24 protein-coding genes and 1 tRNA gene are annotated in these 24,201 nt (G+C 64.9%); 17 read left to right on the forward strand and 8 right to left on the reverse strand.

Going from position 1 to position 24,201, the window contains the following annotated elements:
- The 3 genes from HJG53_RS00005 to HJG53_RS00015 form a co-directional block, all read left to right on the forward strand.
- Positions 1–124, forward strand: a 124-nt coding sequence (locus HJG53_RS00005; protein ID WP_171127209.1) for an ATP-binding protein, incomplete at its 5' end; no start/stop codon positions are given.
- Positions 125–405: 281 nt separating this feature from the next.
- Positions 406–849 (forward strand): transposase, encoded by a 444-nt coding sequence (locus HJG53_RS00010; protein ID WP_217352546.1) that lies wholly within the window; start codon positions 406–408, stop codon positions 847–849.
- Between the two features lie 235 nt (positions 850–1,084).
- Entirely contained in the window at positions 1,085–2,956 is a 1,872-nt protein-coding gene (locus HJG53_RS00015) for an EAL domain-containing protein (RefSeq protein WP_171127210.1), read from the forward strand.
- A gap of 21 nt (positions 2,957–2,977) precedes the next feature.
- Here HJG53_RS00015 and HJG53_RS00020 read toward each other — a convergent pair whose 3' ends face one another.
- The 3 genes from HJG53_RS00020 to HJG53_RS00030 all read right to left on the reverse strand — a co-directional run bounded on the left by HJG53_RS00020 (position 2,978) and on the right by HJG53_RS00030 (position 5,445).
- Positions 2,978–3,556 (reverse strand): PIN domain-containing protein, encoded by a 579-nt coding sequence (locus HJG53_RS00020; RefSeq protein ID WP_171127211.1) that lies wholly within the window; start codon positions 3,554–3,556, stop codon positions 2,978–2,980.
- Positions 3,546–3,992: a DNA-binding protein gene (locus HJG53_RS00025; RefSeq protein ID WP_168073943.1), complete on the reverse strand. Its 447-nt coding sequence runs from the start codon at positions 3,990–3,992 to the stop codon at positions 3,546–3,548. Before HJG53_RS00025 ends, HJG53_RS00020 begins: the two co-directional genes overlap by 11 nt.
- Before the next feature lie 73 nt (positions 3,993–4,065).
- Positions 4,066–5,445, reverse strand: coding sequence for an integrase family protein (locus HJG53_RS00030; RefSeq protein ID WP_254447448.1), 1,380 nt, complete (start codon positions 5,443–5,445; stop codon positions 4,066–4,068).
- 199 nt (positions 5,446–5,644) lie between these two features.
- Between HJG53_RS00030 and HJG53_RS00035 the strand changes: the two genes are divergently transcribed.
- The 10 genes from HJG53_RS00035 (at position 5,645) to HJG53_RS18445 (ending at position 15,639) form a co-directional block, all read left to right on the forward strand.
- The gene (locus HJG53_RS00035; protein ID WP_171127212.1) at positions 5,645–6,028 is read left to right on the forward strand and encodes a DUF6665 family protein; all 384 of its coding nucleotides are present in this window, start codon (positions 5,645–5,647) and stop codon (positions 6,026–6,028) included.
- 91 nt (positions 6,029–6,119) lie between these two features.
- On the forward strand, positions 6,120–6,755 hold the full coding sequence (locus tag HJG53_RS00040) for a VWA domain-containing protein (protein WP_171127213.1): 636 nt from the start codon (positions 6,120–6,122) through the stop codon (positions 6,753–6,755).
- Positions 6,756–6,759: 4 nt separating this feature from the next.
- Positions 6,760–7,395, forward strand: a complete 636-nt coding sequence (locus tag HJG53_RS00045; protein ID WP_171127214.1) for a VWA domain-containing protein — start codon at positions 6,760–6,762, stop codon at positions 7,393–7,395.
- Positions 7,395–8,474, forward strand: coding sequence for a TerY-C metal binding domain-containing protein (locus tag HJG53_RS00050; protein ID WP_171127215.1), 1,080 nt, complete (start codon positions 7,395–7,397; stop codon positions 8,472–8,474). Before HJG53_RS00045 ends, HJG53_RS00050 begins: the two co-directional genes overlap by 1 nt.
- Positions 8,471–10,102, forward strand: coding sequence for a PP2C family serine/threonine-protein phosphatase (locus tag HJG53_RS18285; RefSeq protein WP_217352548.1), 1,632 nt, complete (start codon positions 8,471–8,473; stop codon positions 10,100–10,102). Before HJG53_RS00050 ends, HJG53_RS18285 begins: the two co-directional genes overlap by 4 nt.
- Positions 10,103–10,106: 4 nt before the next feature.
- Positions 10,107–11,600, forward strand: coding sequence for a hypothetical protein (locus HJG53_RS00055; protein WP_217352549.1), 1,494 nt, complete (start codon positions 10,107–10,109; stop codon positions 11,598–11,600).
- Positions 11,601–11,634: 34 nt separating this feature from the next.
- Positions 11,635–12,081, forward strand: a complete 447-nt coding sequence (locus HJG53_RS00060) for a GFA family protein (protein ID WP_171127217.1) — start codon at positions 11,635–11,637, stop codon at positions 12,079–12,081.
- 12 nt (positions 12,082–12,093) lie between these two features.
- On the forward strand, positions 12,094–12,849 hold the full coding sequence (locus HJG53_RS00065; RefSeq protein WP_171127218.1) for an alpha/beta fold hydrolase: 756 nt from the start codon (positions 12,094–12,096) through the stop codon (positions 12,847–12,849).
- Positions 12,850–12,908: 59 nt separating this feature from the next.
- A complete protein-coding gene (locus HJG53_RS00070; protein ID WP_171127219.1) occupies positions 12,909–14,726 on the forward strand; it encodes a M2 family metallopeptidase in 1,818 nt (605 codons plus the stop codon).
- A gap of 211 nt (positions 14,727–14,937) precedes the next feature.
- On the forward strand, positions 14,938–15,639 hold the full coding sequence (locus tag HJG53_RS18445) for a PEPxxWA-CTERM sorting domain-containing protein (protein ID WP_254447449.1): 702 nt from the start codon (positions 14,938–14,940) through the stop codon (positions 15,637–15,639).
- On the opposite strand, the gene HJG53_RS00080 is transcribed toward HJG53_RS18445, so the two are convergent.
- Positions 15,626–16,033, reverse strand: coding sequence for a GFA family protein (locus HJG53_RS00080; protein ID WP_171127220.1), 408 nt, complete (start codon positions 16,031–16,033; stop codon positions 15,626–15,628). The genes HJG53_RS18445 and HJG53_RS00080 overlap by 14 nt on opposite strands.
- Entirely contained in the window at positions 16,030–17,253 is a 1,224-nt protein-coding gene (gene argJ / locus HJG53_RS00085) for a bifunctional glutamate N-acetyltransferase/amino-acid acetyltransferase ArgJ (protein WP_171127221.1), read from the reverse strand. Before argJ ends, HJG53_RS00080 begins: the two co-directional genes overlap by 4 nt.
- 87 nt (positions 17,254–17,340) lie before the next feature.
- Between argJ and HJG53_RS00090 the strand changes: the two genes are divergently transcribed.
- From HJG53_RS00090 to HJG53_RS00105, 4 genes are all read left to right on the forward strand, one after another.
- A complete protein-coding gene (locus HJG53_RS00090) occupies positions 17,341–17,643 on the forward strand; it encodes a hypothetical protein (protein WP_171127222.1) in 303 nt (100 codons plus the stop codon).
- 73 nt (positions 17,644–17,716) lie between these two features.
- The gene (gene secA / locus HJG53_RS00095; RefSeq protein WP_171127223.1) at positions 17,717–20,446 is read left to right on the forward strand and encodes a preprotein translocase subunit SecA; all 2,730 of its coding nucleotides are present in this window, start codon (positions 17,717–17,719) and stop codon (positions 20,444–20,446) included.
- An 82-nt stretch (positions 20,447–20,528) separates the two neighbouring features.
- A complete protein-coding gene (locus HJG53_RS00100) occupies positions 20,529–21,275 on the forward strand; it encodes a sulfite exporter TauE/SafE family protein (RefSeq protein ID WP_171127224.1) in 747 nt (248 codons plus the stop codon).
- Positions 21,272–22,630 (forward strand): APC family permease, encoded by a 1,359-nt coding sequence (locus HJG53_RS00105; protein ID WP_171127225.1) that lies wholly within the window; start codon positions 21,272–21,274, stop codon positions 22,628–22,630. The genes HJG53_RS00100 and HJG53_RS00105 overlap by 4 nt, the downstream gene beginning before the upstream one ends.
- On the opposite strand, the gene HJG53_RS00110 is transcribed toward HJG53_RS00105, so the two are convergent.
- The 3 genes from HJG53_RS00110 to HJG53_RS00120 all read right to left on the reverse strand — a co-directional run bounded on the left by HJG53_RS00110 (position 22,606) and on the right by HJG53_RS00120 (position 24,148).
- Positions 22,606–23,163: a hypothetical protein gene (locus tag HJG53_RS00110; protein WP_171127226.1), complete on the reverse strand. Its 558-nt coding sequence runs from the start codon at positions 23,161–23,163 to the stop codon at positions 22,606–22,608. The two genes, HJG53_RS00105 and HJG53_RS00110, sit on opposite strands and share 25 nt — an antisense overlap.
- A gap of 91 nt (positions 23,164–23,254) precedes the next feature.
- Positions 23,255–23,329: transfer RNA gene (locus HJG53_RS00115), tRNA-Asn, on the reverse strand.
- 48 nt (positions 23,330–23,377) lie between these two features.
- Positions 23,378–24,148 carry an NAD kinase gene (locus HJG53_RS00120; protein ID WP_171128053.1) on the reverse strand — a complete coding sequence of 257 codons (771 nt, stop codon included), beginning with the start codon at positions 24,146–24,148 and terminating at the stop codon, positions 23,378–23,380.
- Positions 24,149–24,201 lie beyond the last annotated feature (53 nt).

Consider the following 24,201-nt stretch of genomic DNA (forward strand, 5'->3'; position numbering starts at 1 on the left):
TGGCGAGTGGCCGACTGTCTTCGGCGACCCCAAGATGACCACCGCGCTGCTCGACCGCATTACCCACCACTGCGACATCGTCGAGACCGGCAACGACAGCTGGCGCTTCAAACACCGCAGCTGACGCCCGAGGCACCCGGCAGAGAACGCTTCGCGCTGGTTGCGCCTCCGGTCGGGCTACGCCCGCCCTACGCCGCAACCAGCGCGAACGGCGCGCCCGTCATACCTGTCACGCTGCTCGACGAAGGGGGTCTCTTTTGGACGCCGATAGGGGGTCCTTTTTGGACGCCGATTGACACCGACGAGCTGCACGTCCTGACTGACGGCGGCTACTCCAACGCGCTCGAGGTCGCCCGTTGCGAGGCCGACGCGATAATCGTGTCAGCGCCCATCAAACGGGGCGCGATGAACACCGAGCATTTTCGGCCGACCCAGTTCGTCTACGACGAGGAGAGCGACACCATCAGGTGTCCCGCTGGCGAGATCCTCCGGCCATCAGGCAAGCATACCCGCAACCGGGCGATCAGATATCGCACCTCCGCCTGTAAAGACTGTCAGCTGAAGAGCCGATGTACGCCGGGCGCCCAGCGGACGATCCACCGACTTGTTGATCAGAGCGCACTGGATCGCATGGAGAGGCGCGTCTATGCGGACCCAAGCCTCATGCGGATCAGGCGATGTACGGTCGAACATCCCTTCGGCACCATCAAACGAATGTCCGGCGGCGGTAGATTCCTTACTCGAGGCCTACGGAAGGTGAAGGCGGAAGCGGCACTATCGGTCCTGGCGTTCAATATCATCCACGCCGTGAACGCCTTCGGGTCTGAAACGATGATCGCCAAAGGCTGAGGGCCCTCTGCAGCTTTTGCGAAGTTCGCGCGGACCACGCCGTTCGCAAGTTTCTGCACAGCCTGGGGGTGTCCCCGCAGAAGGGGTCGGTCGAGACGAAAGGCTTGGCCGCAGGGGAAGGCTTTCCCCTCCAGCGATGATTACCTCTATGTTTATCTTGTTGGGTAAGCCGAACTTCACATCTTACGACTATTATAGTCGCATCCCTAAGTGTCAGTTGAGTTGGACGGCGACCGTGTTGTTGCATATCCAGAACAAGATATTGCGGATGATCGCCAACAGCGAACCTGTGGCTGACACGGCGCGCGAACTCTGTGCCGACATTGAGACACTGATGTCTGGCGTGATCTGCTCGATCCTGACGGTCGATCAGGCCGGACTTTTGCATCCGCTCGCAGCGCCGAGTCTGCCTGCGGACTATTCTTCTGCACTGGATGGGATGATGGTCGGCCCGGAGGTCGGGTCCTGCGGCGCTGCGGCTTATCTGCGCGAACCCGTCATCATCGAGGATATCCGACGTGATCTGCGCTGCGCCCGCTCCATGGGACTCATAGAAGGCCTTGGCGTGAGCGGATGCTGGTCCTTCCCTGTCGTCAACGCGGGCGGTGACGCCATTGCCGTCATCGGCTTCTACAGCGAGCAAGCGCGCTCGCCGAGCGCTTCTGAGCGCGCGCTGGCGGACGCCTGTGTCGATCTCTGTGGTCTCGCGCTTCAGCGGCATGAGCGAGCCGTCGACCGCGAGCGCCGCGCGAACATAGACGCGCTGACCGGACTTCCCAACCGCTCGGGCTACAACGTCGCGATGGCGCAGATTCCGTGTGACGTCCCGGGGGCCTGGGCCCTCTTCATTATCGACCTCGATAATCTGAAGATCGTAAACGACACGTTCGGCCATCTGGCCGGTGATGCTCTCATCAAGGCGGCGGGGACCCGGATCGCGCGGGCGATGGCGCCGGACGTCAGCTTCCGGCTGGGCGGCGATGAATTCGCCGTCATCATTCAGAACCCCGGCTCACTCGCCGATCTGAATGCGGCGGCGGAACGCGTGCTGACAGGATTGGAGCGCAGCGCCGATTGCGAGGGGCATGCCGTGGCGCCTCGTGCGACGATCGGCGGCGCGGTTCTGGGTGTCTCCGAACGGAGTGCCATGGCGGTCAACGAGGCCGCGGATTTCGCGCTCTATCACGCCAAGGAGACCGGGCGCGGCGGCTTCGTGCGCTACTGGCCGGGAATCGGCACGCGGATCACGCGGCGCCGGGACGCGATACGCGATGTGGCCGATGCGCTCGCCGATGATCGCATGGAAACGCATTACCAACCGATCGTCGGTCTCGATACGGGCGAGATCGTCGGGCTCGAGGCGCTCTGCCGCATGCGCACCGTGACGGGTGAACTCGTCAGTGCCCTCGCTTTTCGGGAAGCGACCAGCGACGCCCATATCGCTGCGGAGCTTACGCAACGTGTTGCGGTGACGGTTGCGCGGGACATCGCCTTCTGGCGGGATCGGGGTCTGGTTATCCAGCAGGTCGGCCTCAATGTTTCGACCGCCGATTTCTATACGGGCAGCCTGGCTCAGAAACTCGAAGACGCCTTCGGTCGCGCTGGCGTCCCGCTCGGCGGTTTGATCGTCGAAGTGAGTGAGGACGCATGTATCGGCCGAAGTGATCGCGTCGTAGCACGAGAGATAGAGGCATTGCGCGCTGCAGGCGTCCGCGTGGCGCTGGACGATTTCGGTACTGGCCACGCGTCATTGACGCACCTGTTGAATATGCCGGTCGACATCATCAAGATCGATCAGGCGTTTATCGGCCGTCTATGGCCGGACGATCCGAGCTTGGTGATCGTGGAGGGCTTGATCGATATCGCCCGCCGCCTCGGTATCGAGATCATCGCCGAAGGGATCGAGACCGAGGTGCAAGCAAGCCAACTCTGGTCTATGGGCTGCAAGATCGGCCAGGGGTACGCCTTCGCGCGCGCCGGTGACCGCGATGCGACGGCGACCCTACTTCGCCGCCACGCCAACGGCGTTGAGGGCGCGACGCCTCTTTTCGCCTATGGTTCGGCGGACAGCACGCCGCAATCAAGGCGGCGCGCCGCTGCATCGTGAACGCCGCAGTGCATCGTACGTCTAGCGAAGGCGCGCGGCGTGTCGTCGAAGGATGGATGTGAAGGCGACGAGGCCATGGCGTTCGAGCGCGTCCACGAATTCGGTAACGGATGGCGTCGTGCGCCTGAGGTTTTCCCGAGCCCGCGCGATACTACTGAGAAGGGCTTTCGGATAGGCTCGGTGCAGGGCCGAAAGGAAGGCGTCGGGCGACACTGCGGCGATTCCGTGAGGGGCGATCTGCGGAGCGGGGAAATCCTTCAGGTTCCAAGTCACGATCGTCTCGGCACCGCCAGCGATCGCGGCCGCAAGCACATGCCGGTCATCCGGATCGGGCAAGGAAAGGCTCGGGATCAGGCTCCGATGGTTGGCGACATTGGCGTCAGGCAGGACGGCTTTCATCATGTCGCGGGTGGTCTCGAAGCGCGCGACCGGTGTGCCGGGGGAATTGGCGGCCAGATTGCGTATCCATTCCGCGTGAATGTCGTCGGTCCAGCGCGCGGCAACTAAGCCATCGAAGGCGCACTGGATCAGGACGTTGCGCAGATGGAAGGGATAGAGGACGCAGGCGTCGTAGACCGCGATGGGCGGTCTAGAGGCCATGGTTGACGACAAGATCCTCTGTGTCCTCAGCCAGGGCGTCCATCGCCTTCTGGCGGGCGTCCAGCGTCTCCTTCAAGGCCAGCACGTCCTTCAGCGATGCCCGGCGGTGCTTTCCGACGTAGCGGAACGGCAGATCGCCGATGTCCATGCGATGGACGACGAGCGGACGCGAGATGCCCAGGATCACCGATGCGTCGGTCGGGCTCAGCTCTTGATCTTCCGTGAGCACGGCGACCCTCTCGCCGTTCAGCAGGCGAGACAGCAGCGTCTCGACGGCGCTGATGGCGGCCGGCGGAAGGGACAGGGTCTGCTCCCGTCCATCGCGACGCCGCACATGCAGCTCCACGTGATCGCCCTCTGCCAAGGTTGGCAGAGGCGTCACGGTCTTGCGGTCGCGGTCGGACAGACCGGCGAACTGAACCACTTGGCTGGCCATGATCGTGTCTCCTGACCATCCAATATAAGGGGTGCGGGGCTTAACTGCAATAACTGAAACCCCCATCGCGCGATCAAGCTGCAAGCAACTGCTCCGCGTCCTCGGCCGTGTCCTGTTCCGTAGCGGCGGCCTTCTGGAGGAACCGCGCAAGGGCGGCTTTCCGTGAGTCGCGGTCCAGGGCGTAGGCCGTCTGTTTGAACTCGATCCCATCCAGAAGCCCCTGAATGTAGCCCGAGATAGTGTCGGCGGCCATGATGAGCGCGGTATCGAGCGTATGGATGTAGTTGCTCGTGACCGATCCCTTCGCATGCCCCACCAGCGCGGCGATCGTGACTTCGGTGAAGCCGAGATCGTTGGCGATACTGGCGAAGCTGTGCCGCAGGACGTGTGGGGTGATGTCGGCGAGCGCGGTGTCCGCGAATATCTGCTCCCAATGGTTGGGGAAGCTCCCGAACGCATTGTCATCGCCTTGGCCGGGGAAGACGTAGGTGCCGCTCCGCTCTTTCCGGCGCGCTTCGAGATACTCTACGACAGGTAGGCCGATAGGGCGGATCGAGCTTCCTTCCTTGCTGTCGATCAGGCGGAGGCAGCTTGAATCCGTATCAGCCTCGGTCCAAGCCAAGGTGATCATTTCGGTCCGACGGCATCCGGTCAGTGCGAGCTGCCGGATGATGTCGACCGACAACTCATACTTCTCGTTGGCGGCGGCTTTGGTCAGGATGTCACCGAGCAGGCGATATTCGGCTTCGGTCAGGCGCCGTCCGCGTACATTGTCCTTCGGCCGCCGAACGCCGTGGACGGGATTGATGTCGATGATGCCTGCTTCAACCGCGTAGGTGAGGATGCCGCCGAACAGCCCGATCGTGCGGGTAGCCGTTCCGGCGCCGCCGCGTACGATGGCGCGGCCGCGCAGCTTCTTCGTCTTGACGCTGCAGCGGGTCTTGCCGGCCATAATGTCTTTCAGGGCCTTCGTGATGTCGGCCTTCACGAGGTCCTTGACCCTCCGAGTGCCAAGCAAGGGCACGATGTGGCGCTCGATGCGTCCTGTATCCGAGAGGATCGTGCTCGCCTTCTTTGGCCGGCCACCCTTACCCAGGATGAGGCCAGCCTTGAGATCAGCGACGTAGAGGTCACACAGCTCCTTGACGGTGATCGCCTTGTTGTCGAGCTGCTTCTCCTCGGCGGGATCTTCACCCTGAGCAATGCGGCCCAGTTGGACCTTCGCTTCCTGGCGCGCGCGCTCGGGCGTCCAGATGCCATGCAAACCGATGGTGAACCGACGCGAACGCTTGCCGAGGCGATACTGGATGACGTAGCTGCGCTTGCCCGACGTGAAGACGCGGAGGCCGAAGCCGGGGAGTTCGTCGTCCCAGATGACGTAATCTTTGGAGCGGCTTTCAGCGGCGTCAACGACTCTTTTTGTGAGCTTAGACATGGGCTTTCTCCGACCCAACAGCGCTCTCTCGCGTAAGCACCACGTAAGCAAGCGGGCGAAAACTGTGGCGAGACAAAGCGTACCTCCGGCGGAAGGCGAAAGCAAATTCTTTAGCGATTACAGTGAGATAGGCGGTCATCGGCGGTTCCTGGCGTTTATTGGCGGAGCCAGCGATAATCCCTCCGAAGGCAAAGGCCACACGTTCGAATCGTGTCGGGTGCGCCATTTTCTTACCATCGCCGACCCCTATATCCTCACCGTCATCAGCGATGAGGCGCGAGGAGTTATGAGCCTGGTATTGCCAGCTGGACTGGCCGCACGCATGTCGAGCGACCGCCTGTCGGGCTTCGAGAAAGAGCTGGCGGCGGAAAAGGTCTCGTCGCTGGGAAGGGCAGGGCGGCGGCTGGAGCTGGCGCTTGCCCGCTGGCGCGAGCCGCGGCCGGAGGACGACGCCGAAGACCTGTTGTTCAACGCGGCAGAGGCGGCGCACGCCTATATGATCCAGCGGGAGCTGTGCGGCTTTCGCGATCACAAGTCCGCCTTTGCACATTATCAGGTGCCTGCCGCCGTCATCGCACGGATGGGCGCGGCGCGGCGCTGACCCTTCGGTCCGTTTCGGATCGAACTCCTTTTGACCCGCTCCCCGGCCCCGGACACCTTCGCGCAAACGCGTGATTTCAGGGGGGATTCGGATGCGCCGCTTGCCGGTTTACTTGGTGCTGGACGTGTCGGGCTCGATGATGGGCGAGCCGATCGAGGCAGTCCGCAACGGCATGCAGATACTCGCAAGCACGCTGCGCACCGACCCCTATGCGCTGGAAACCGCCTATCTGAGCGTCATCACCTTCGACGGCGAGGCGCGGCAGGTGGTGCCGCTGACCGAACTCGTCGCCTTTCAGCCCCCGCAGATCGACGCCGGTTCCACCACGTCGCTGGGCGCGGCGCTGAAACTGATCAGGGAGTGCATCGAGCGCGAGGTGCAGAAGACCACGCCCGACGCCAAGGGCGATTGGAAGCCGCTCGTCTTCCTGATGACCGATGGCGCGCCGACCGACGATTGGCAGAAGGGACTGGCCGAGTTCAGGAAGGCCAAGGTCGGCATGGTGATCGGCTGCGCGGCGGGGCCGGGCGTCGACACTTCGGTCTTGAAGCAGATCACTGAGAATGTCGTCTCGCTCGACACAGCGGATTCGAGCACGATCGGCGCCTTCTTCAAATGGGTGTCGGCAAGCATCTCGACCTCTTCCAAAAAGGTCGATCTGAACAAGTCGGACGCTGGCGACATCAGCGAACTGCCGCCGCCGCCGCCCCAGATCAGCCTGGTCTGAGCCGATGCGGAGACTGCCCGTCTATCTGCTGCTCGACACGTCCGGATCGATGCGGGGCGAGCCGATCGAGGCGGTGAACACCGGCCTCAAGGTGATGATGAGTTCCTTGCGACAGGACCCCCATGCGCTGGAGACGGTGCATATCGCGATCATCACATTCGACGCGGAGGCCAAGCTGGTGGTGCCGCTCACCCCGTTGGACGAGCTGCAGGTGCCCGAGATCGTCACGCCGGAATCCGGGCCTACGCATCTCGGCATGGCGCTGGAGCTGCTCGTCGGGCGGCTGAAGCGGGACCTGATCCGCTCGACGCCCGAGCGCAAGGGCGATTGGGCGCCGTTCCTGTTCGTCATGACGGACGGCAAGCCGTCGGACACGATGCTGTTCGAGGATCATTGCCCGATCGTCCGGCGGCAGGGCTTTGCGAACATCGTCGGCTGCCTGGCAGGTCCCAAGGCGCGGCGACAGGATCTCGAGCCCCTGTGCGACCACATCGTCTCTTTGGACACGATGGACAGCGCTGCGTTCAACTCGTTCTTCAAATGGGTGACGTCCACCATCGCCGGCGGCAGCCGCTCGATGGGCCTGCAGGGCGAGGTGCCGCTGCCGCCGCCACCGGCCGAAATCCAGCTGGTGATCTGATGCGCAGGCTTCCCGTCTTCCTGCTGATCGACGTCTCGGAATCCATGGTCGGCGACAGCCTCTACCAGCTCGAACAGGGGCTGACCGAGATCGCGCGCACGCTGCGCACCAACCCATATGCGTTGGAGACGGCTTATCTGTCCGTGATCGCCTTTGCCGGCAAGCCGCGCACCCTGGTGCCGCTGACCGAGATGGCCATGTTCCAACCGCCGGAGCTGCCGATTGGCGGCGGCACGGCACTCGGGGCGGCGCTCGCTCATCTGATGAAGGAGATCGATCGCCAGGTCGTCCGCACCACGCCCGACCGCAAGGGCGATTGGAAGCCGCTCGTCTTCCTGCTGACCGACGGCCACCCCACCGACGATGCCGAGGCGGCGATCCTTCGCTGGATCAGCAGCTATGCGGCGCGGGTCAATCTGGTGGCGGTCTCGATCGGCGGCGGCGCCGACCACAGCCTGCTCGGCCGCCTCACCGAGCAGGTGATCCTGTTCAACGATCAGGCGCCGAATGCCTTTGCGCGGTTCGTGCAATGGGTCAGCATGTCCGTGCAGGCGCAAAGCCGGAGCGTCGACGCGGTCGGTGATGCCGCGCCCGTCAGCCTCGCCAAGAGCGATGCCGACCTGATCGCACCTTTGCGTGATCCTCATTCGGGAGAAATGGCGAGCGGGGTGGACGATCGCTACGCGGTGATCGTCGGCAAGTGCGCGGAGAGCCGACGGCCCTATCTGATCAAATATGAGCGGATGAAGGCCAACCTCGAAACCGGCGATGCGCGACTGGCGGGGCTGTTCTACCAGAACAGATACACGCTGCGCACGGCGGTACCGGTCAAGAACAGCTATTTCGAGCTGAGCGACGACAGCGGCTCGACGGCAAAAATCGCATCGGCCGACCTGATCGGCGCGCCCAGTTGCCCGCACTGCATGGCCCGCTTCGGCATGGCCATGTGCGGCTGCGGCGGCGTGCACTGCATCGAAGGGGAAGTGGAAGCGGTCTGCCCCTGGTGCGATCGCGGCGCGACCTACACCGCGGTCGATGAGGATGCGCCCGGACCCGCCATCAACCGGGGGCGGGGATGAGCGGATACGAGCCGTCGCGACTGGCACGCAGCGCGATCGAAACCCTTCTCCACGCGATCGAACACGAGCCGGTGCCCGACACCCATCTCTTCCACGAAGACGGAATGGACCCGGCATATCAGCGCGCGCTGGCCGTCCTCCGCGCCTGCGCCGCGACCGAAACTCGCGCTGCTCCGGCGGCGGAACTGGACGATGCGGGTGCGGAGGCTGCGCCGGAAGAGCCTCAGGTCATCATCTCGCGCTTTGGTGACGGCCCTCAGCCTGTGAAGAAGTTCGACCTTGGCGCGACCCAGTTCACCACGCCGCCGATCCTCCCCAAGGAAGCGGCCGATCCTGTGGCCCGCGATGAGCCTCCCGCCGAGACGCAGCCAACTGGGGAAGCGCCCGATCGGGTGAGCCTGCTAAGGGATGACGAGCCGGCGCAGCCCATCGCCAAGCCTGAGCCAGCGCAGCAGTCGATGCTGGCGATCAGAAGGCGGGTTGCACTTAAGAATGCGCGGGCAGGCGAGCCCTACAGCGCCGAACTCGCGATCGACGGCGCGCGTGACCTGAGGCTGGTCGACGCCGGTCAGACCGGCCTGTGCTTCGATGAGGCGAGCGGCAGCCTGTCCGGCACCCCCAGCGACGCTGGCGATCATGAGATCCAGCTTACCGGCGTCATCGATGGGCGCGCCGCTGAGATCACCGCGACATTGATCGTGGTCGCGGACCCGAAGTCGCTCTGGACATCGCAGGACAGCAACAGCTCCGATCCTTATTGGAAGCCGGACGAACATTTCTCCGCACTTACCGGACCGACGTTGCGCATGATCGGAGCGAGCAAGCGTGGGCGTTCGCATGCCAAGAATGGCGGCTTCCGGGAGGATGATTTCGCGTTTGCAGTCCATGGCGAGTGGCACATCGCGGCAGTGGCGGATGGCGCGGGGAGTGCGGCCTATTCGCGGCTCGGCTCGAAGCTGGCGGTGGAAACGGTCGTGCGCGAACTGCCGCCGCTGATCGACAGACACCTCGGCGACGACTTCGCGCCGCTCCTCGAGTCGCGTGCGGACGGCCAGATCAGGACCAGGCTTTACGAAACGCTGGTGACCGCGGGGTTCAAGGCGGCGGAGGCGCTGCACCGGCAGGCCGAACAACTGGATGAGACGGTGTCCAAGCTGTCGACGACGATCATCGCCCTGATCGCCCGTCGTTACGGCACGCGCTGGTTCGTGGGCTCCTTTTCGATCGGCGATGGCGGCGCGGCGCTGTTCGATCTCGCCGCTCCTGCCGTGCAGCCGCTCACCTCGCCGGACGCGGGCGAATATGCTGGGCAAACCCGTTTTCTCGCCAAATCCGAGTTCCTCGACAGTGCCGAAGTGATGAACCGGGTTCACTTTGCGATCGCGGACCGGTTCACCGCCATCGCGCTGATGAGCGACGGGATCACCGATCCCAAGCTGCCGACCGACAAGGTGTTCGCCGATCCGGCTGCCTGGACGGCGCTGTGGCACGACGATCTCTGCAAGGATGTGGATCTTGCCGCCTCGGACGGCGACATCGGCGAGCAATTCCTCGCCTGGCTCGATTTCTGGTCGCCCGGCAATCACGACGATCGCACGCTCGCCCTGCTGCTGCCGAAGGAGGGCTGAGGCCGTGGCGATAGTGCGCCTGCAGACGCTCGACGGCCGCACGGTCGAATATGACGATGCCAAGCTGCTCGGGCAGGGCGGCATGAAGGACGTCTATCTGGGCGCGGACAAGAGCTATGTCGTTGCCTGGTACCGTGACAAGCTGGACCATGCGGGCCAGGAGCGACTGAAGGCGATCGTCGGCTCCTACCGCGAGGGGATTCAGAGCCGCGAGGGCGGCGACTATTGGCGCGACCTGTATTGCTGGCCGTCCTCGATCGTGCAGGATGGGCAGCGGATCGGCGTCGTCGCCCCGGTTTATGGTCAGAACTTCTTCTTCAAGCACGGCTCGGTGCAAGGCGATGTGCTCGGTATCAAGGGCAAGGAGAAGGAGGGCAAATGGTTCGCCTCCGCTTCCAATCGCGCCAAATATCTGGCGGCGGAAGAGAAGGGGACCTGGCTCAGCTATCTGCAGGTCGCGCTGTCGATCAGCCGCAGCGTGCGGCGCCTGCACGCGGCCGGCCTTGCCCATTCCGACCTGTCCTACAAGAATGTGCTGGTCGATCCTCTGACCGGCAAGGCGTGCATCATCGACATCGACGGGCTGGTCGTGCCGGGCAAATACCCGCCGGACGTCGTCGGCACGCCCGACTTTATCGCGCCCGAAGTGATCGCGACCCAGCATCTGGCGAAGACCCACCCGGCGCGGAAACTGCCCTCGACGGCGACCGACCGCCACGCGCTCGCGGTGCTGATCTACATGTACCTGTTCTACCGCCATCCCCTGCGCGGCGGGAAAGTGCACGACATGGACGCGACGAAGGACGAGGAGCTCACCATGGGCTCCAAGGCTCTGTTCGTCGAGCATCCGACCGATGCCAGCAACCGGGTCAAACCCGCCGATCTGAAGCCTGCGCAGCTTCCCTGGGGCGATCCGGCGAAGATGCCGCACACGATTGCCGGGCCGCTGCTCACCGATCTGTTCCGCCGGTCCTTCATCGACGGGCTACACAATCCCGCGCTCCGGCCGACCGCCGCCGACTGGGAGACGGCGCTCGTCCGCACCATCGACATGGTCCAGCCCTGCTCCGCCAAATGCGACATGGGCTGGTACGTCTTCGACAACAGTACGAAGCCGAAATGCCCTTATTGCGGTACTGCCTATCGGGGGCAGTTGCCGGTGCTGAACCTCTATTCCAGCCGCGGCGGCACCGATTTCAAGTCCGACAATCACCGGCTGATGGTCTGGGACGGTCAGTCGCTCTTCCCATGGCACGCCAACCGCCTGCTCTTCCCCAACGAACATCTGAAGCCCGAACACCGCAGGCGTGCCGGCTATTTCCAGAAGCATCAGGGCGACTGGTATCTCGTCAACGAGAATTTGCCGACGATGCATGACGCCGATGCGAGGCAGGATGTGCCGATCGGCAAGAACGTCCGGCTGAAAGACGGCGCCAGGATCCTGCTTGGGCGCGAGGAGGGCGGGCGGCTGATCCATGTTCAGCTGGTGACCGGCTGAGCCTTTCCGCTATGGCGGACGCCGGAGGTGGAGCATGGAGCAAGTGACCGGCGGCTGCCAGTGCGGGCGGGTTCGCTACCAGGTCGGCATCGAGGATGACGAGGCCTATCTCTGCCATTGTCGCATGTGCCAGAGGGCGACGGGTGGCTTCGCCGCGGCGTTCAAGAATGTGAAGCGCGACAATCTGCGCTGGCTGGGCGACGAGCCCGACTGGTATCGAAGCTCGCCGATCGCGCAGCGGCCCTTCTGCTCTCGCTGCGGCACGCCGCTTGGTTTTGCCTTTGTGGAAGGCAGCGGCAATATGGACCTGACCGTCGGCAGCTTCGACGATCCCGGCCGGTTCAAGCCGACCAGCCATTTCGGCGTCGAGAGCATGCACGAGGCCTGGCTCGACACGACCGGGCTCAAGCGGATGCGCTGCGACGAATATCAGGCGCTGATGGACAAATGGGCGAAGGCTGGCGCGGTCCCGCCGACCTGATAGGGAGGCGGGATGAAGCCGACCACCCACTTCTTTACCGCGCCCGACGGCGTGCGCCTCGCCTGGCACGAACTTGGGGAGGGCCGGCCGGTCATCCTGATCCACGGCTATATCTCGTCGGCCGATATGAACTGGATCCGCTTCGGCCATGCGGCGAAGGTCGCCGCCAAGGGGTTTCGCGTGATCATGCCCGATCTGCGCGGGCATGGCGCCAGCGACAAGCCGCACGATCCCGCGCTCTACACGCCCGACATACTGGCCGATGACGGATTTGCCTTGCTCGATCAGCTCGGGCTCGCGGACTATGATCTGGGCGGCTATTCGCTCGGCGCGCGCACCGTCTCCCGCATGCTCGCGCGGGGTGCTGGCCCCAAGCGCGCGATTCTGTCGGGCATGGGATTGGAAGGGCTTACCCAGACCTCGCGCCGCGCCGGCCACTTCCGCGAGGTGCTGACCAATCTCGGCAGCTTTCCGCCGGGAACGCCCGGCTATAATGTCCAGACGTTCCTCAAATCGACCAAGGGCGATCCGGTCGCCCTGCTCAACATCCTCAACAGCTTCACCGACACGCCGGAAGAGGTCATCCGCGGGCTCGACCTGCCGGTGCTCGTCCTGTGCGGAGATGAGGATGACGATAACGGCTCCGCCGCCGCCCTGGCAGAGGCGCTGCCGCGCGGCGAGCTGGTGCTGGTGCCCGGCGGCCATATGAGCGCGGTCGTGAAGCCTGAGCTGGGGAACGCCTTGGCCCAGTGGCTCGCGACCACTTGACCCCGCGCAGGCCACGGCTTTTAGCGGCTTTCACAAGATCAGATTGCGAGAGGGTTTCGATGAAGAAGACGATGATCTCGGCGCTTGCCCTGGCGGCGGCGCTGGCCGGCGGCGCGGCGGTTGCGCAGAATGCGGCCGCCCCGACTAAGGCCGATGCGGATGCCTTCGTGGCCGATGCCGAGAAGCAGCTTTCTACCTTCGGCGTCGACGCCGCGCGCGTCGCCTGGATCAACAACACCTACATCACCGACGACACCGACGCGCTGTCGGCCAAGTACGGCACGATCGGCACCGAGATGTCGGTCAAGTTCGCCAAGCAGGCGGCGACCTTTCAGAACGTGCCCGGGCTGTCCTTCGACACCAAGCGCAAGCTCGACACGCTGCGGGGCGGTCTCGTGCTGCCCGCGCCGACCACCCCCGGTGCGGCGGGCGAGCTGAGCGAGATCGCGACGCGGCTGAACTCCACTTACGGCAAGGGCAAGGGCACGCGCGGCGGGCAGCCGATCAGCGGCAGCGACATCGAAGCGGCCATGGGCCAGAGCCGCAACCCCGACGAGCTCAAGGAAATGTGGGTCAGCTGGCACGACAATGTCGGCAAGCCGATGCGCAGCGACTATGCCCGCATGGTCGAGATCGCCAACCAGGGCGCAAAGGAGCTCGGCTATCCGGACGTGGGCGCCATGTGGCGCTCGCAATATGACATGTCGCCGCAGGAGTTCGCGGCGCTTACCGATAAGCTCTGGGCCCAGGTCAAGCCGCTCTATGACGAGCTGCACTGCTACACCCGCACCAAGCTGAACCAGAAATATGGCGACGCTGTGCAGCCGAAGTCCGGCGCCATCCGCGCCGACCTGCTCGGCAATATGTGGGCGCAGGAATGGGGCAATATCTACGACGTCGTCGCGCCCGCGGGGGCGGGGGATCTCGGCTATGATGTGGGCGAGCTGCTCAAGGCGAAGAACTACGATTATCTGAAGATGGTGAAGGCCGGCGAGGGCTTCTATTCGTCGCTCGGCTTTGCGCCGCTGCCCGAAAGCTTCTGGCAGCGTTCGATGTTCCTGAAGCCCGCCGATCGCGAAGTGGTCTGCCACGCCTCGGCCTGGGACATCGACAATAAGGACGATCTGCGCATCAAGATGTGCATCAAGGTGAACTCGGACGACTTCACCACCATCCACCACGAGCTCGGCCACAATTACTATCAGCGCGCCTATAACAATCAGCCCTATCTCTATCTGAACGGCGCTAACGACGGCTTCCACGAAGCGATCGGCGACTTTGTGGCCTTGTCGATCACGCCGGAATATCTGGTGCAGATCGGCCTGCTCGACCGCGCGCAGGTGCCGAGCGCGGACAAGGATATCGGTCTGCTGCTGCGCCAGGCAATGGACAAGGTCGCGTTCCTGCCGTTCGGCCTGCTCGTCGACAAGTGGCGCTGGGGCGTGTTCTCCGGCCAGGTCCAGCCCGCCAACTACAACAAAGCATGGACCGATCTCCGCCTGCAATATCAGGGCATCGTGCCCCCGGTCGAGCGGACGGAGGCGAATTTCGATCCCGGCGCCAAGTATCACGTGCCCGGCAACACGCCCTACACGCGCTACTTCCTGGCCCGGCTCCTCCAGTTCCAGTTCTATCAGGCCGCGTGCAAGCAGGCCGGCTGGAAGGGCCCCCTCCACCGCTGCTCCTTCTACGGTAACAAGCAGGTCGGCGAGCGGCTGAATGCGATGCTGGAGATGGGCGCGTCCAAGCCCTGGCCCGACGCGCTGCAGGCCTTCACCGGCAGCCGTGAAATGTCGGGTGACGCGATGGTCGCGTACTTCAAGCCGCTGATGACCTGGCTGAAGGCGCAGAACAAAGGGCAGAAGTGCGGCTGGTAAGCGCCTGAAGACTGCGACCCGAAACGGGACGCAGTCAAAGCTTCGTCAAAGCTTCACCAAAGCGTCACCGGCACATGCGAGGCCGGCGCCGCGACCGGGGGAAGTCAGTCAACCTCTCTCTCGATTGCTCTCACCGAGGGCCTGGGTGCTCGGAAGCCGGCCGCTTCCCGGGTCGAGGCCCTCTGTCTGAAGATCTTGGAAGGGGTGTTCCATGAAGACTATGCTCTTGGCCGCTGCCGCTTTGGCCGCGTTCGTTGCCGGCGCCGCTCATGCGGAAACGATCAGCAATCCTGCGAGCGGCTCAAACGTCGGTCCGCTCTGCGGCTGGCCGTATCAGGGCGGCGCCTGTCAGACCGTGTTCATTGGCGAGAGCTTTGCCGCCTCGACATCCGGCAACCTGACGAGCCTTCAATTCTCGCTGCTGGGCGGATCGACCCTCACCTCTGTGCAGGCCATCGTCTATGCTTTAAATGGCCCACTGGGTTCGACCTTCACGCCGGGTGCGGAAATCTGGCGTAGTGCCGCCGTAGCCGGCAGTTCCGGCCTGCTCGAGTTCAATCCCGTCGGCGTGAAGCTGACGGCGGGGCAGAATTATGTCGCCTTCCTCACCACCTATTACACCACCGGCACGGGCCAGGCGAGCGTTGCCTCCTGCAACGTCTTTATTGGTGGCCCGGCCTGCCAGGCCGCCAACGCGAACCCGAGCCTCGGCCGGGCGATCACGGGGCGCGCCCTCGGCGCCAATCTCGACGAGCTCACCTTCACTCAGGTCGTAAACGGGTCGCAGGACCTGACCTTCTCGGCGACCATCACGCCTGTGCCGGAACCCGCCAGCTGGGCGCTGATGCTTGGCGGATTCGGTCTGATCGGCGGCGTCATGCGTCGTCGGGTGGCGAACGTCACTTACGCCTGAACTGGTCGTGCCGCGGGAGATCGTCTCCCGCGGCCGCCCAGCCGATCCGGCTGGCATAGAAGATGTGGAACTCCGGCCGGACCGCGTCCGGATCGTCGAGCGTCGCGATGCTGAAGTCGACCGTCCCCGGCTGGTGGTCGACCTTCATGTACAGCGGCGTGCCACAGCGGGTGCAGAATGCGCGGTGGCCGGAGCTGCTGGATGGGATTGTGCCGAGCGCATCCGCGCCTTGGTCCAGCTGCCAGTCGCCGACTGCGACGCTTGCAAAGGCCATGGCCGGGCTTCCGGAGTTGAGCTGGCAGGTCCGGCAGTGACACCAGCCCGCGTCGAACGGTTCCGCGCCAAGGCGATAGCGGACCGCGCCGCACAGGCAGCCGCCGGTCAGCTCGGTCATGACCGGTAATCCGCGTTGATTGAGATATAGCCGTGGGTCAGGTCGCAGGTCCAAACCGTGGCGCGGCCATCGCCCATGCCCAGGTCTGCCCCGATTTCGACATCCTGGCCCTTCAGGTGCGCGGCGACGGGGGCTTCGTCATAGCCCTCGACCGCACAGCCGTCGCGCGCCACGATGGTGTTGCCGAAGCGAATCGACAGGCGGTCGCGCTTGGCCGGTTCGCCGGCCTTGCCCACCGCCATGACGACGCGGCCCCAATTGGCGTCCTCGCCGGCCACTGCCGTCTTCACCAGCGGCGAGTTGGCGATGCTCATCGCGATGCGGTGCGCGCTGGCGTCGCTGGTCGCGCCGGTGACCTGAACCTCGATGAACTTGGACGCGCCTTCGCCGTCGCGTACCACTAGCTGCGCGAGTTCAAGGCACAGCGCATCGAGCGCCGCAGCAAAGGCGTCCGCGCCCGCATCGTCGAACGATGACAGAGGAGTGTTGCCGGCGCGACCGGTGCCGAAAGCAAGCACCGTGTCCGATGTCGAAGTGTCCCCGTCGACGGTGATGCAGGAGAAGCTGCGGCGATTGGCGCGCTCGAGCAACTGCTGAAGAAAGCCCGGTTCCACTGCGGCATCGGTGAAGATGAAGCCGAGCATGGTCGCCATGTCCGGCGCGATCATGCCAGAGCCCTTGATGATGCCCACCAGCGTGACGGTGCGGTCGCCGATCACGGCACGCTGCACGGCTCCCTTGGCGAAAGTGTCGGTCGTGCCGATGGCTTCCGCTGCGTCCCGCCAGCTGCACTCCGGCGCGGCAAAGGCGGCGTCGAGCCCCGCTTCCGCCTTGTCGATCGGTAGCGGCACGCCGATCACCCCGGTCGAGGCGACGAAGATGTCGGACGGCTGGCAGCCCAGATGCGCGGCAGCGCGGGCGGCGATGGCTTCGACCGCAGCGCGTCCGCGCCCGCCGGTGAAGGCATTGGAGTTACCCGCATTCACGACCAGTGCCCGTGCCCGGCCGAGCGTCAACGCCCTGCGGCACCATTCGACCTCGGGCGACGCACAGGCGCTGCGGGTCAGCACGCCCGCAACCGCGGTTCCCTCATCCAGGGCGACGAAGGTCAGATCGCACCGATCCCACTCCTTGTAACGGGCGCGCGCCACGGCTGGCTGTGCTCCGGCGATCGGCAGCAGGTCGGGGAAGGGACGGGCGAGGGGAGAGATGGCGGACATGGGCGTGCCCTAATCCCGCTTCCCCGCACGCGCCAGAGATGGTTGACCGGTGCGGAGACGGTGGACGGAAGGCGGGGGCGATACTATGTGCCTGATCTGTTTCCGCTGCTGTGCATGGGCTTGGCTTTGCGCTTTCTGATTCTCCTGTCCGCGATGATCGCGGGTCTGACCGGCCTCATCGCCGGCAGCCCGGCATCAGCGCGTGCGGGCGAGCCGACCATGATCGCCGCTTCGCTCGTCTCGGGAACCGAGCAGGCGCGGACTTCGGTGGCGGTTCGCCAGTTCGCAACGCGCCACACGTCCCTGCGGTCGGACGAAGCACGGCCTTTGGCCCGGAGCCTTCCGCTTGCTCCTCAGTCGCACCCGGTGAACGAGCGCCGCAACGAATAGCGCGTGCTGACGTCTTTACCGATTCAAGCGCGGCTGAACGGCCGCACCCAGCATCATATTCAAGGGTTCATCCATGCTCGCCGCAGTCGCCAAGGCAATTTTCGGTTCGTCCAACGAACGTTACGTCAAATCCCTCCAACCCATCGTGAACCGCATCGCCGGCTTTGAGACCAACATCTCGGCCCTGACCGATGACGAACTGCGCAACCAGACCGTGCTGTTCCGCGAACGGCTCGCCAATGGCGAAAGCCTCGACAGCCTGCTGCCGGAAGCGTTCGCGACGGTGCGCGAGGCGGCCAAGCGCACGCTCGGCCAGCGGCACTATGACGTGCAGATGGTCGGCGGCATCGTCCTGCACCGCGGCGAGATCGCGGAGATGCGGACGGGCGAGGGCAAGACCTTGGTCGCGACGCTCGCCACCTATCTGAACGCGCTGCCGGGCGAAGGCGTGCACGTCGTCACCGTCAACGACTATCTCGCCCGCCGCGATTCCGAATGGATGGGCCAGATCTACCGCTTCCTCGGTCTCACCGTCGGCGTGATCGTGCCGAACCTGACGGACCAGGAGCGCCGCGATGCCTATGCCGCCGACATCATCTACGGCACCAACAACGAATTCGGCTTCGACTATCTGCGCGACAATATGAAGTACGAGCGCGCGTCGATGGTGCAGCGGCCGTTCAACTTCGCGATCGTCGACGAGGTGGACTCGATCCTGATCGACGAAGCGCGCACACCGCTGATCATCTCCGGCCCGACCGACGACAAGTCCGAGCTTTACAAGCAGGTCGACGCGATCGTGAAGCAATTCGTGCCCGAGGATTACGAGCTCGACGAAAAGCAGAAGTCGATCATCCTGACCGAGGACGGCACGGAAAAGGCGGAGCGCATGCTCGAGGCCGCCGGGCTGCTTGAGGGCTCGAACCTCTATGATTTCGAGAATACCCAGGTGGTTCACCATTTGAACCAGGCGCTGCGCGCCAACGCCATGTTCAAGCTCGATACGGACTATATCGTCAAGGACGGCAAGATCGTCATCATCGACGAGTTCACCGGCCGCATGATGGACGGTCGCCGCTGGTCGGACGGGCTGCACCAGGCGGTCGAGGCGAAGGAAGGCGTGACGATCGAGCCCGAGAACCAGACGCTCGCCTCGATCACCTTCCAGAACTACTTCCGTATGTATCCAAAGCTCGCCGGCATGACGGGCACCGCGGCGACGGAGGCTGGCGAGTTCCACGACATCTATAAGCTGAACGTCGTCACCATCCCGACGAACAAGCCGATCGCGCGCGTGGACGAGGACGATCAGTTCTACAAGAATATCAAGGACAAATTCGCCGCCATTGCCAAGTCGATCGAAGAACATAGCGGCCGCGGCCAGCCGGTACTGGTCGGCACCGTGTCGATCGAGAAGTCGGAGCTGCTCAGCCAGTTTCTTCGCCAGCTGAACGTCCCGCACAATGTGCTGAACGCCCGTTTCCACGAGCAGGAAGCGCATATCGTGGCACAGGCGGGGCGTTCGGGCGCAGTCACGATCGCGACCAACATGGCCGGCCGCGGCACCGACATTCAGCTCGGCGGCAATGTCGAGTTCCGCGTCGAGGACGAGCTGAAGGGTCTGCCCGAAGGCCCGGACCGCGACGCTGCGATCGCCCGCATCAAGCGCGAGGTCGAGGAAGAGCGGCAGAAGGTGATCGAGGCGGGCGGCCTGTTCGTGCTCGGCACCGAACGGCACGAGAGCCGGCGCATCGACAATCAGCTGCGCGGCCGTTCGGGCCGGCAGGGCGATCCCGGCCTCAGCCGCTTTTACCTGTCACTCGACGACGACCTGCTGCGCATTTTCGGCCCGGACACGATGTTCGCCAAGATGATGAACGCCAATCTGGCGGACGGCGAGGCGATCGGTTCGCGCTGGCTCAACAAGGCGATCGAGACCGCGCAGAAGAAGGTCGAGGCACGGAACTACGACATCCGCAAGCAGCTGCTCGAATATGACGATGTCATGAACGACCAGCGCAAGGTCATTTACGAACAGCGCACCGACATCATGGATTCGGACGCGCTGCAGGATGTCGTGGAGGACATGCGCCACGAGACCGTCAATGTGCTGGTCGGCGAGGCGTGTCCGCCGAACAGCTACCCCGAGCAATGGGACATTGCCGGCCTCAAGACCCGGTCGCAGGAAGTGCTCGGCATCGATCCACCCGTCGAGGAATGGATCAAGGAAGAAGCGGTCGATCCGGAAATGGTCGAGGAGCGGCTGCGCGCGCTCACGGACGAGGCGATGGCCGCCAAGGCTGGCGAGCTGGAGCCGGGTACCTGGACACAGGTCGAAAAGAGCGTGCTGCTCCAGTCGCTCGATCTCCACTGGAAGGAGCATCTGTCGACGCTCGACGCGCTGCGCCAGGTCATCCACCTGCGCGCTTATGCGCAGAAGACGCCGATCAACGAGTATAAGCAGGAGGCGTTCGGCCTGTTCGAGCGCATGCTGGAGGTGATCCGCGAGGATGTGACGCGCGTCCTCTCCCATGCCCAGTTCATGGCCGCACCGCCGCCGCTGCCCGCCATGCCGGAGTTCGTCACCACCCATATCGACCCGCTCACCGGCGAGGACGACACATGGGACGGCGAAAGCCTGGGCGAAGGCACGATGACCCTCCCGCCGTTGCAGGTTGCCCGGCCGCAAATGGCCGATGAACTCGGCGACGATCCGGCGCAGTGGGAAGGCAAGGTCAGCCGCAATGCGCCGTGCCCGTGCGGATCGGGGCAGAAGTACAAGCACTGCCACGGGGCGCTGTAAGGGCCTAGGTTCTCCGCTCGCTTCGAGCGTAGTCGAGAAGCGTATCTCGACTTCGCTCGATACGAACGGCTACTCCTAAGCCTTGCTCGGTCTCGCCCTTCTTTTCGCCCTCACCGCCGCGCTCTACGCCAGCGTCGGTTTTGCCGGCGGTTCAACCTATAATGCGCTGCTTGCGCTGGCTGGCGTGGACCACCGCGTGTTCCCGGTCGTGGCGCTGGTCTGCAACCTGGTCGTCGCGACAGGAGGCACGATCCGCTTCGCCCGCGCGGGGCTGGTGCCATGGCGTCGGCTCGCGCCGTTACTTGCGCTCTCGGTGCCCGCCGCGTGGATCGGCGGGATGGTGCCGGTGTCGAAGCAGCTCTTCCTGCTGCTGCTCGGCTGCTCGCTGATCGTGGCGGCCTTGCTGCTGCTCCTCCAGCAGGAGCGGGAAGCGGAGGAGCGTCGCTGGCCGTTGCTCGGTCCCGCCTTGGCTGCTCCGATCGGGCTCCTCTCCGGCATCGTCGGCATTGGCGGCGGGATCTTCCTTGCGCCGGTCCTGCACCTGATCGGCTGGGAGCGCACCAAGCGCGTCGCCGCCGCCGCCTCGGTCTTTATCCTCGCCAACTCGCTCGCCGGACTGGGCGGACAGCTGACCAAGCTGGCTGGATCGCCTGAGCTGGTCGATGTCGCCTTGGCATATTGGCCGCTCGTTCTCTCGGTGCTCGTCGGCGGTCAGATCGGCAGCCGAATCGGCATCGAGCTTCTTCCCGCCGCCTGGCTGCGTCGCTTAACGGGCCTGCTAATCCTCTACGTCGCGGTGCGGCTGCTGCTGCAGGCGTGGAGCGCATGAGCTTTCAGCGTTCGCTCGGCACCGTCGGCGTGCTGCTGCTGACCCTCTCGGCAACGACGCCGGCCTCGTCCGTGTTCGTGATCGTGCCGGAGATGCTGCAGGTCGCCGGGAGCGGAGCCCTGATCGCGATGCTGCTCGCAGCGGTCGTCTGTGTAGCGACGGCGTTCGTCTATGCCGAGCTGTCCTCGGCCTTTCCGGTCGCGGGGGGCGAATATGTGATGGTCGGCCGCACGCTCGGGCCGCTCGCCGGGTTCGTGATGCTGGCGATCAACCTGGTCAACAATCTGCTGTTCCCGGCGGTGATCGGGTTGGGGCTGAGCGACGTGCTTTCGGGCGTGCTGCCGGGCCTGCCGGTGATCCCGACCGCCATCACGATGGTCGCGCTGTCGACGCTTGCCGGCATACTTCATATCCGCCTGAACGCCTGGCTCACCGGCCTCTTCCTGCTGGCTGAACTGGCGGCGCTCGCCGCGATCATCCTGCTTGGCTTCGCAGAGCCCATGCGCGGCGTCTTCGATGCACCCGTGATGGGCGCCGACCTCATGCCCGCGACGCCGACCAGCATCGGCCTTGCCACCACCGCCGCCATCTTCGCGCTGAACGGCTATGGCCTTGCCGTCTATTTCGGCGAGGAGATGCACGAGGCGGCCGACCGCATCGCGCGCGTGGTGTTGCTGGCGGCCGGGCTTACGATCGCGTTGGAGCTGGCTCCCCTGGCGGCCGCCATCGCTGGCGCACCCGATCTGCCGACGCTCTTCACGCACGCCGATCCGTTCGGTTGGTTTGCCCGGGCGCGCGGTGGGGACCTGGTCGCGGATCTGCTCGCCATTGCAATCGCGCTTGCGATCCTGAACGCGGCCATCGCCGGCATTCTCGCTTATGCGAGGTTCTTCTACTCTACGGGACGTGACGCGATCTGGGGCAAGCTGCTCGACCCGTGGGTGACGCGCATCCATCCGCGGCTGGGATCCCCCTGGATCGCGACGGTGGCGGTGGGCGCGGTGAGCTGCGCCGCCTGTTTCCTGCCGCTGCGCTTCCTGCTGGTGCTGAGCGGGGCAGGGATCGCCGTCACCTATCTCGGCATCGCGCTGGCAGCAATCGTCGGCCGCCGCACCGGATCAACGAGCCATGCCGCCTACCGGATGCCCTGGTTTCCGATCGCGCCGCTGGTAACCGTCATCGCTCTGGTAGGCGTGTTCTTGGCAAGCTGGCTGGATACCGAGACTGGTCGTCCCGGCCTGATCGCGACTCTCATCCAGATGCTCGCCGCCGCGCTTTATTATGCGCTGGTGCTGCGCAGGCGCGGCGGCTGGACTGTCTATGTGGGGGATCAGCCCCCGGCAGCGGCCGCCTGAGCCTCGAGCTGATCGGCGGTCATGCCGATCACCAGCCCGTTCGGACCCGCCGCGATGGCGGCCTTCGGCAGGCGGACCATCTTGCCGCTCTTCAGCTTGACGGTCACGAACTCGCCCTCGACCTTCTCGACGGTCGCGGCCTGGGCACCGCCGCTGCCATTGACCACCGCACCGGCCTTCAGCGCATCGGCCGTCTGGGCTTTGGCCTGCTCCACCTGGGCGTTCAGCTGGTCGCGCGACAGACCGATGACGAGCCCGTTCGGGCCGGCTGCAAAGGCGGTGCGCGGCAGCCGCACTTCATGCTTGTCGGTCTTGACGACCGCGAAATCGGCGCCCGTGGAGGCGATCGTTCCGACGGCTCCGCCATCGGGGCCGCTCACCTGAGCGCCGGCCGTGATCTGAGGAGCGCCAGCAGCGGCAGGCGTGGCAGCAGCCGACGGGGTCGCAGCCGGTGCCGGCGCGGCAGTCTGGCCGAACGCGGGAATGCTGAGCAGGGCGGTCGTGGCGACCGCCAAGGTCCGGATCGTGTTCATCGCAAACTCCTTGAACTGTTCGTCAAGGAAACGTTGCATCCGCGGAACCGGTTTCTTGGCCTGCGACAAGCTGACCGTAGTGCGGGATCGCTGGCTCCCCGGGCCTGATTCGAACAGGCGGCCGTCCGATTAACAGTCGGATGCTCTACCGCTGAGCTACCGGGGAACGAGCGAGGCCGCGCCTATAACAAGCCTTCCGCCCAATGCAAGCCGCTCAAACGATGAACTGTTCCATGGTGATGCGGTCGTCGAGCGCATGTTCGGGATCGAACATCAGGCACAGGCTGGCGCTGCGGTCGATCGAGACGGTGACCGCTGCCACGTCGCGCACTTCGCGCTGGTCGGCGACCGCGCTGACCGGGCGCTTGACCGGCTCGAGCACGCGGAAGCGGACAGTGGCGCTGTCCGGCAGGATCGCGCCGCGCCAGCGCCGGGGCCGGAACGGGCTGATCGGCGTCAGCGCGTGCAGCGACGATCCGAGCGGCAGGATCGGGCCATTCGCCGAAAGATTATACGCGGTCGAACCGGCGGGCGTGGAGACCAGCACCCCGTCGCAGACCAGCTCGTCCAGGACCACCCGGTCGCTGACGGTGATTTCCAGCTTTGCCGTCTGCCGCGTCTCGCGCAGCAGCGAGACTTCGTTGATCGCGGGCAGCACGCTTCGCTCTCCGTCCACCGTCTCAGTTTCCATGCGCAGCGGCGTGACCTCGAAGCGCCGGGCGCGGGCGAGCCGCTCTTCCATGCGATCCAGGCTCCAGTCGTTCATCAGAAAGCCGACCGTGCCGCGATTCATGCCATAGACCGGGACGATCCGCCGCCGCTCCAGCATCTGGTGGAGCGTCTGCAGCATGAAGCCGTCGCCGCCGAGTGCCACGATCAGGTCCGCATCCTCGACCGGCACCCAATCCCATCGCGCGCGCAGCATCTGCTCCGCCTCCTGCGCAGTCTCGACGGTCGAGGCGACCAGGGCACGCTTGGCGATCATCTTGGGCGAGGGCAGATCATGGCCTGGGGGGTTTATGGTGGGGCGGCGCATGC

The organism is Sphingomonas sp. ID1715 (assembly GCF_013044515.1).
Lineage (GTDB): Bacteria > Pseudomonadota > Alphaproteobacteria > Sphingomonadales > Sphingomonadaceae > Sphingomonas_B.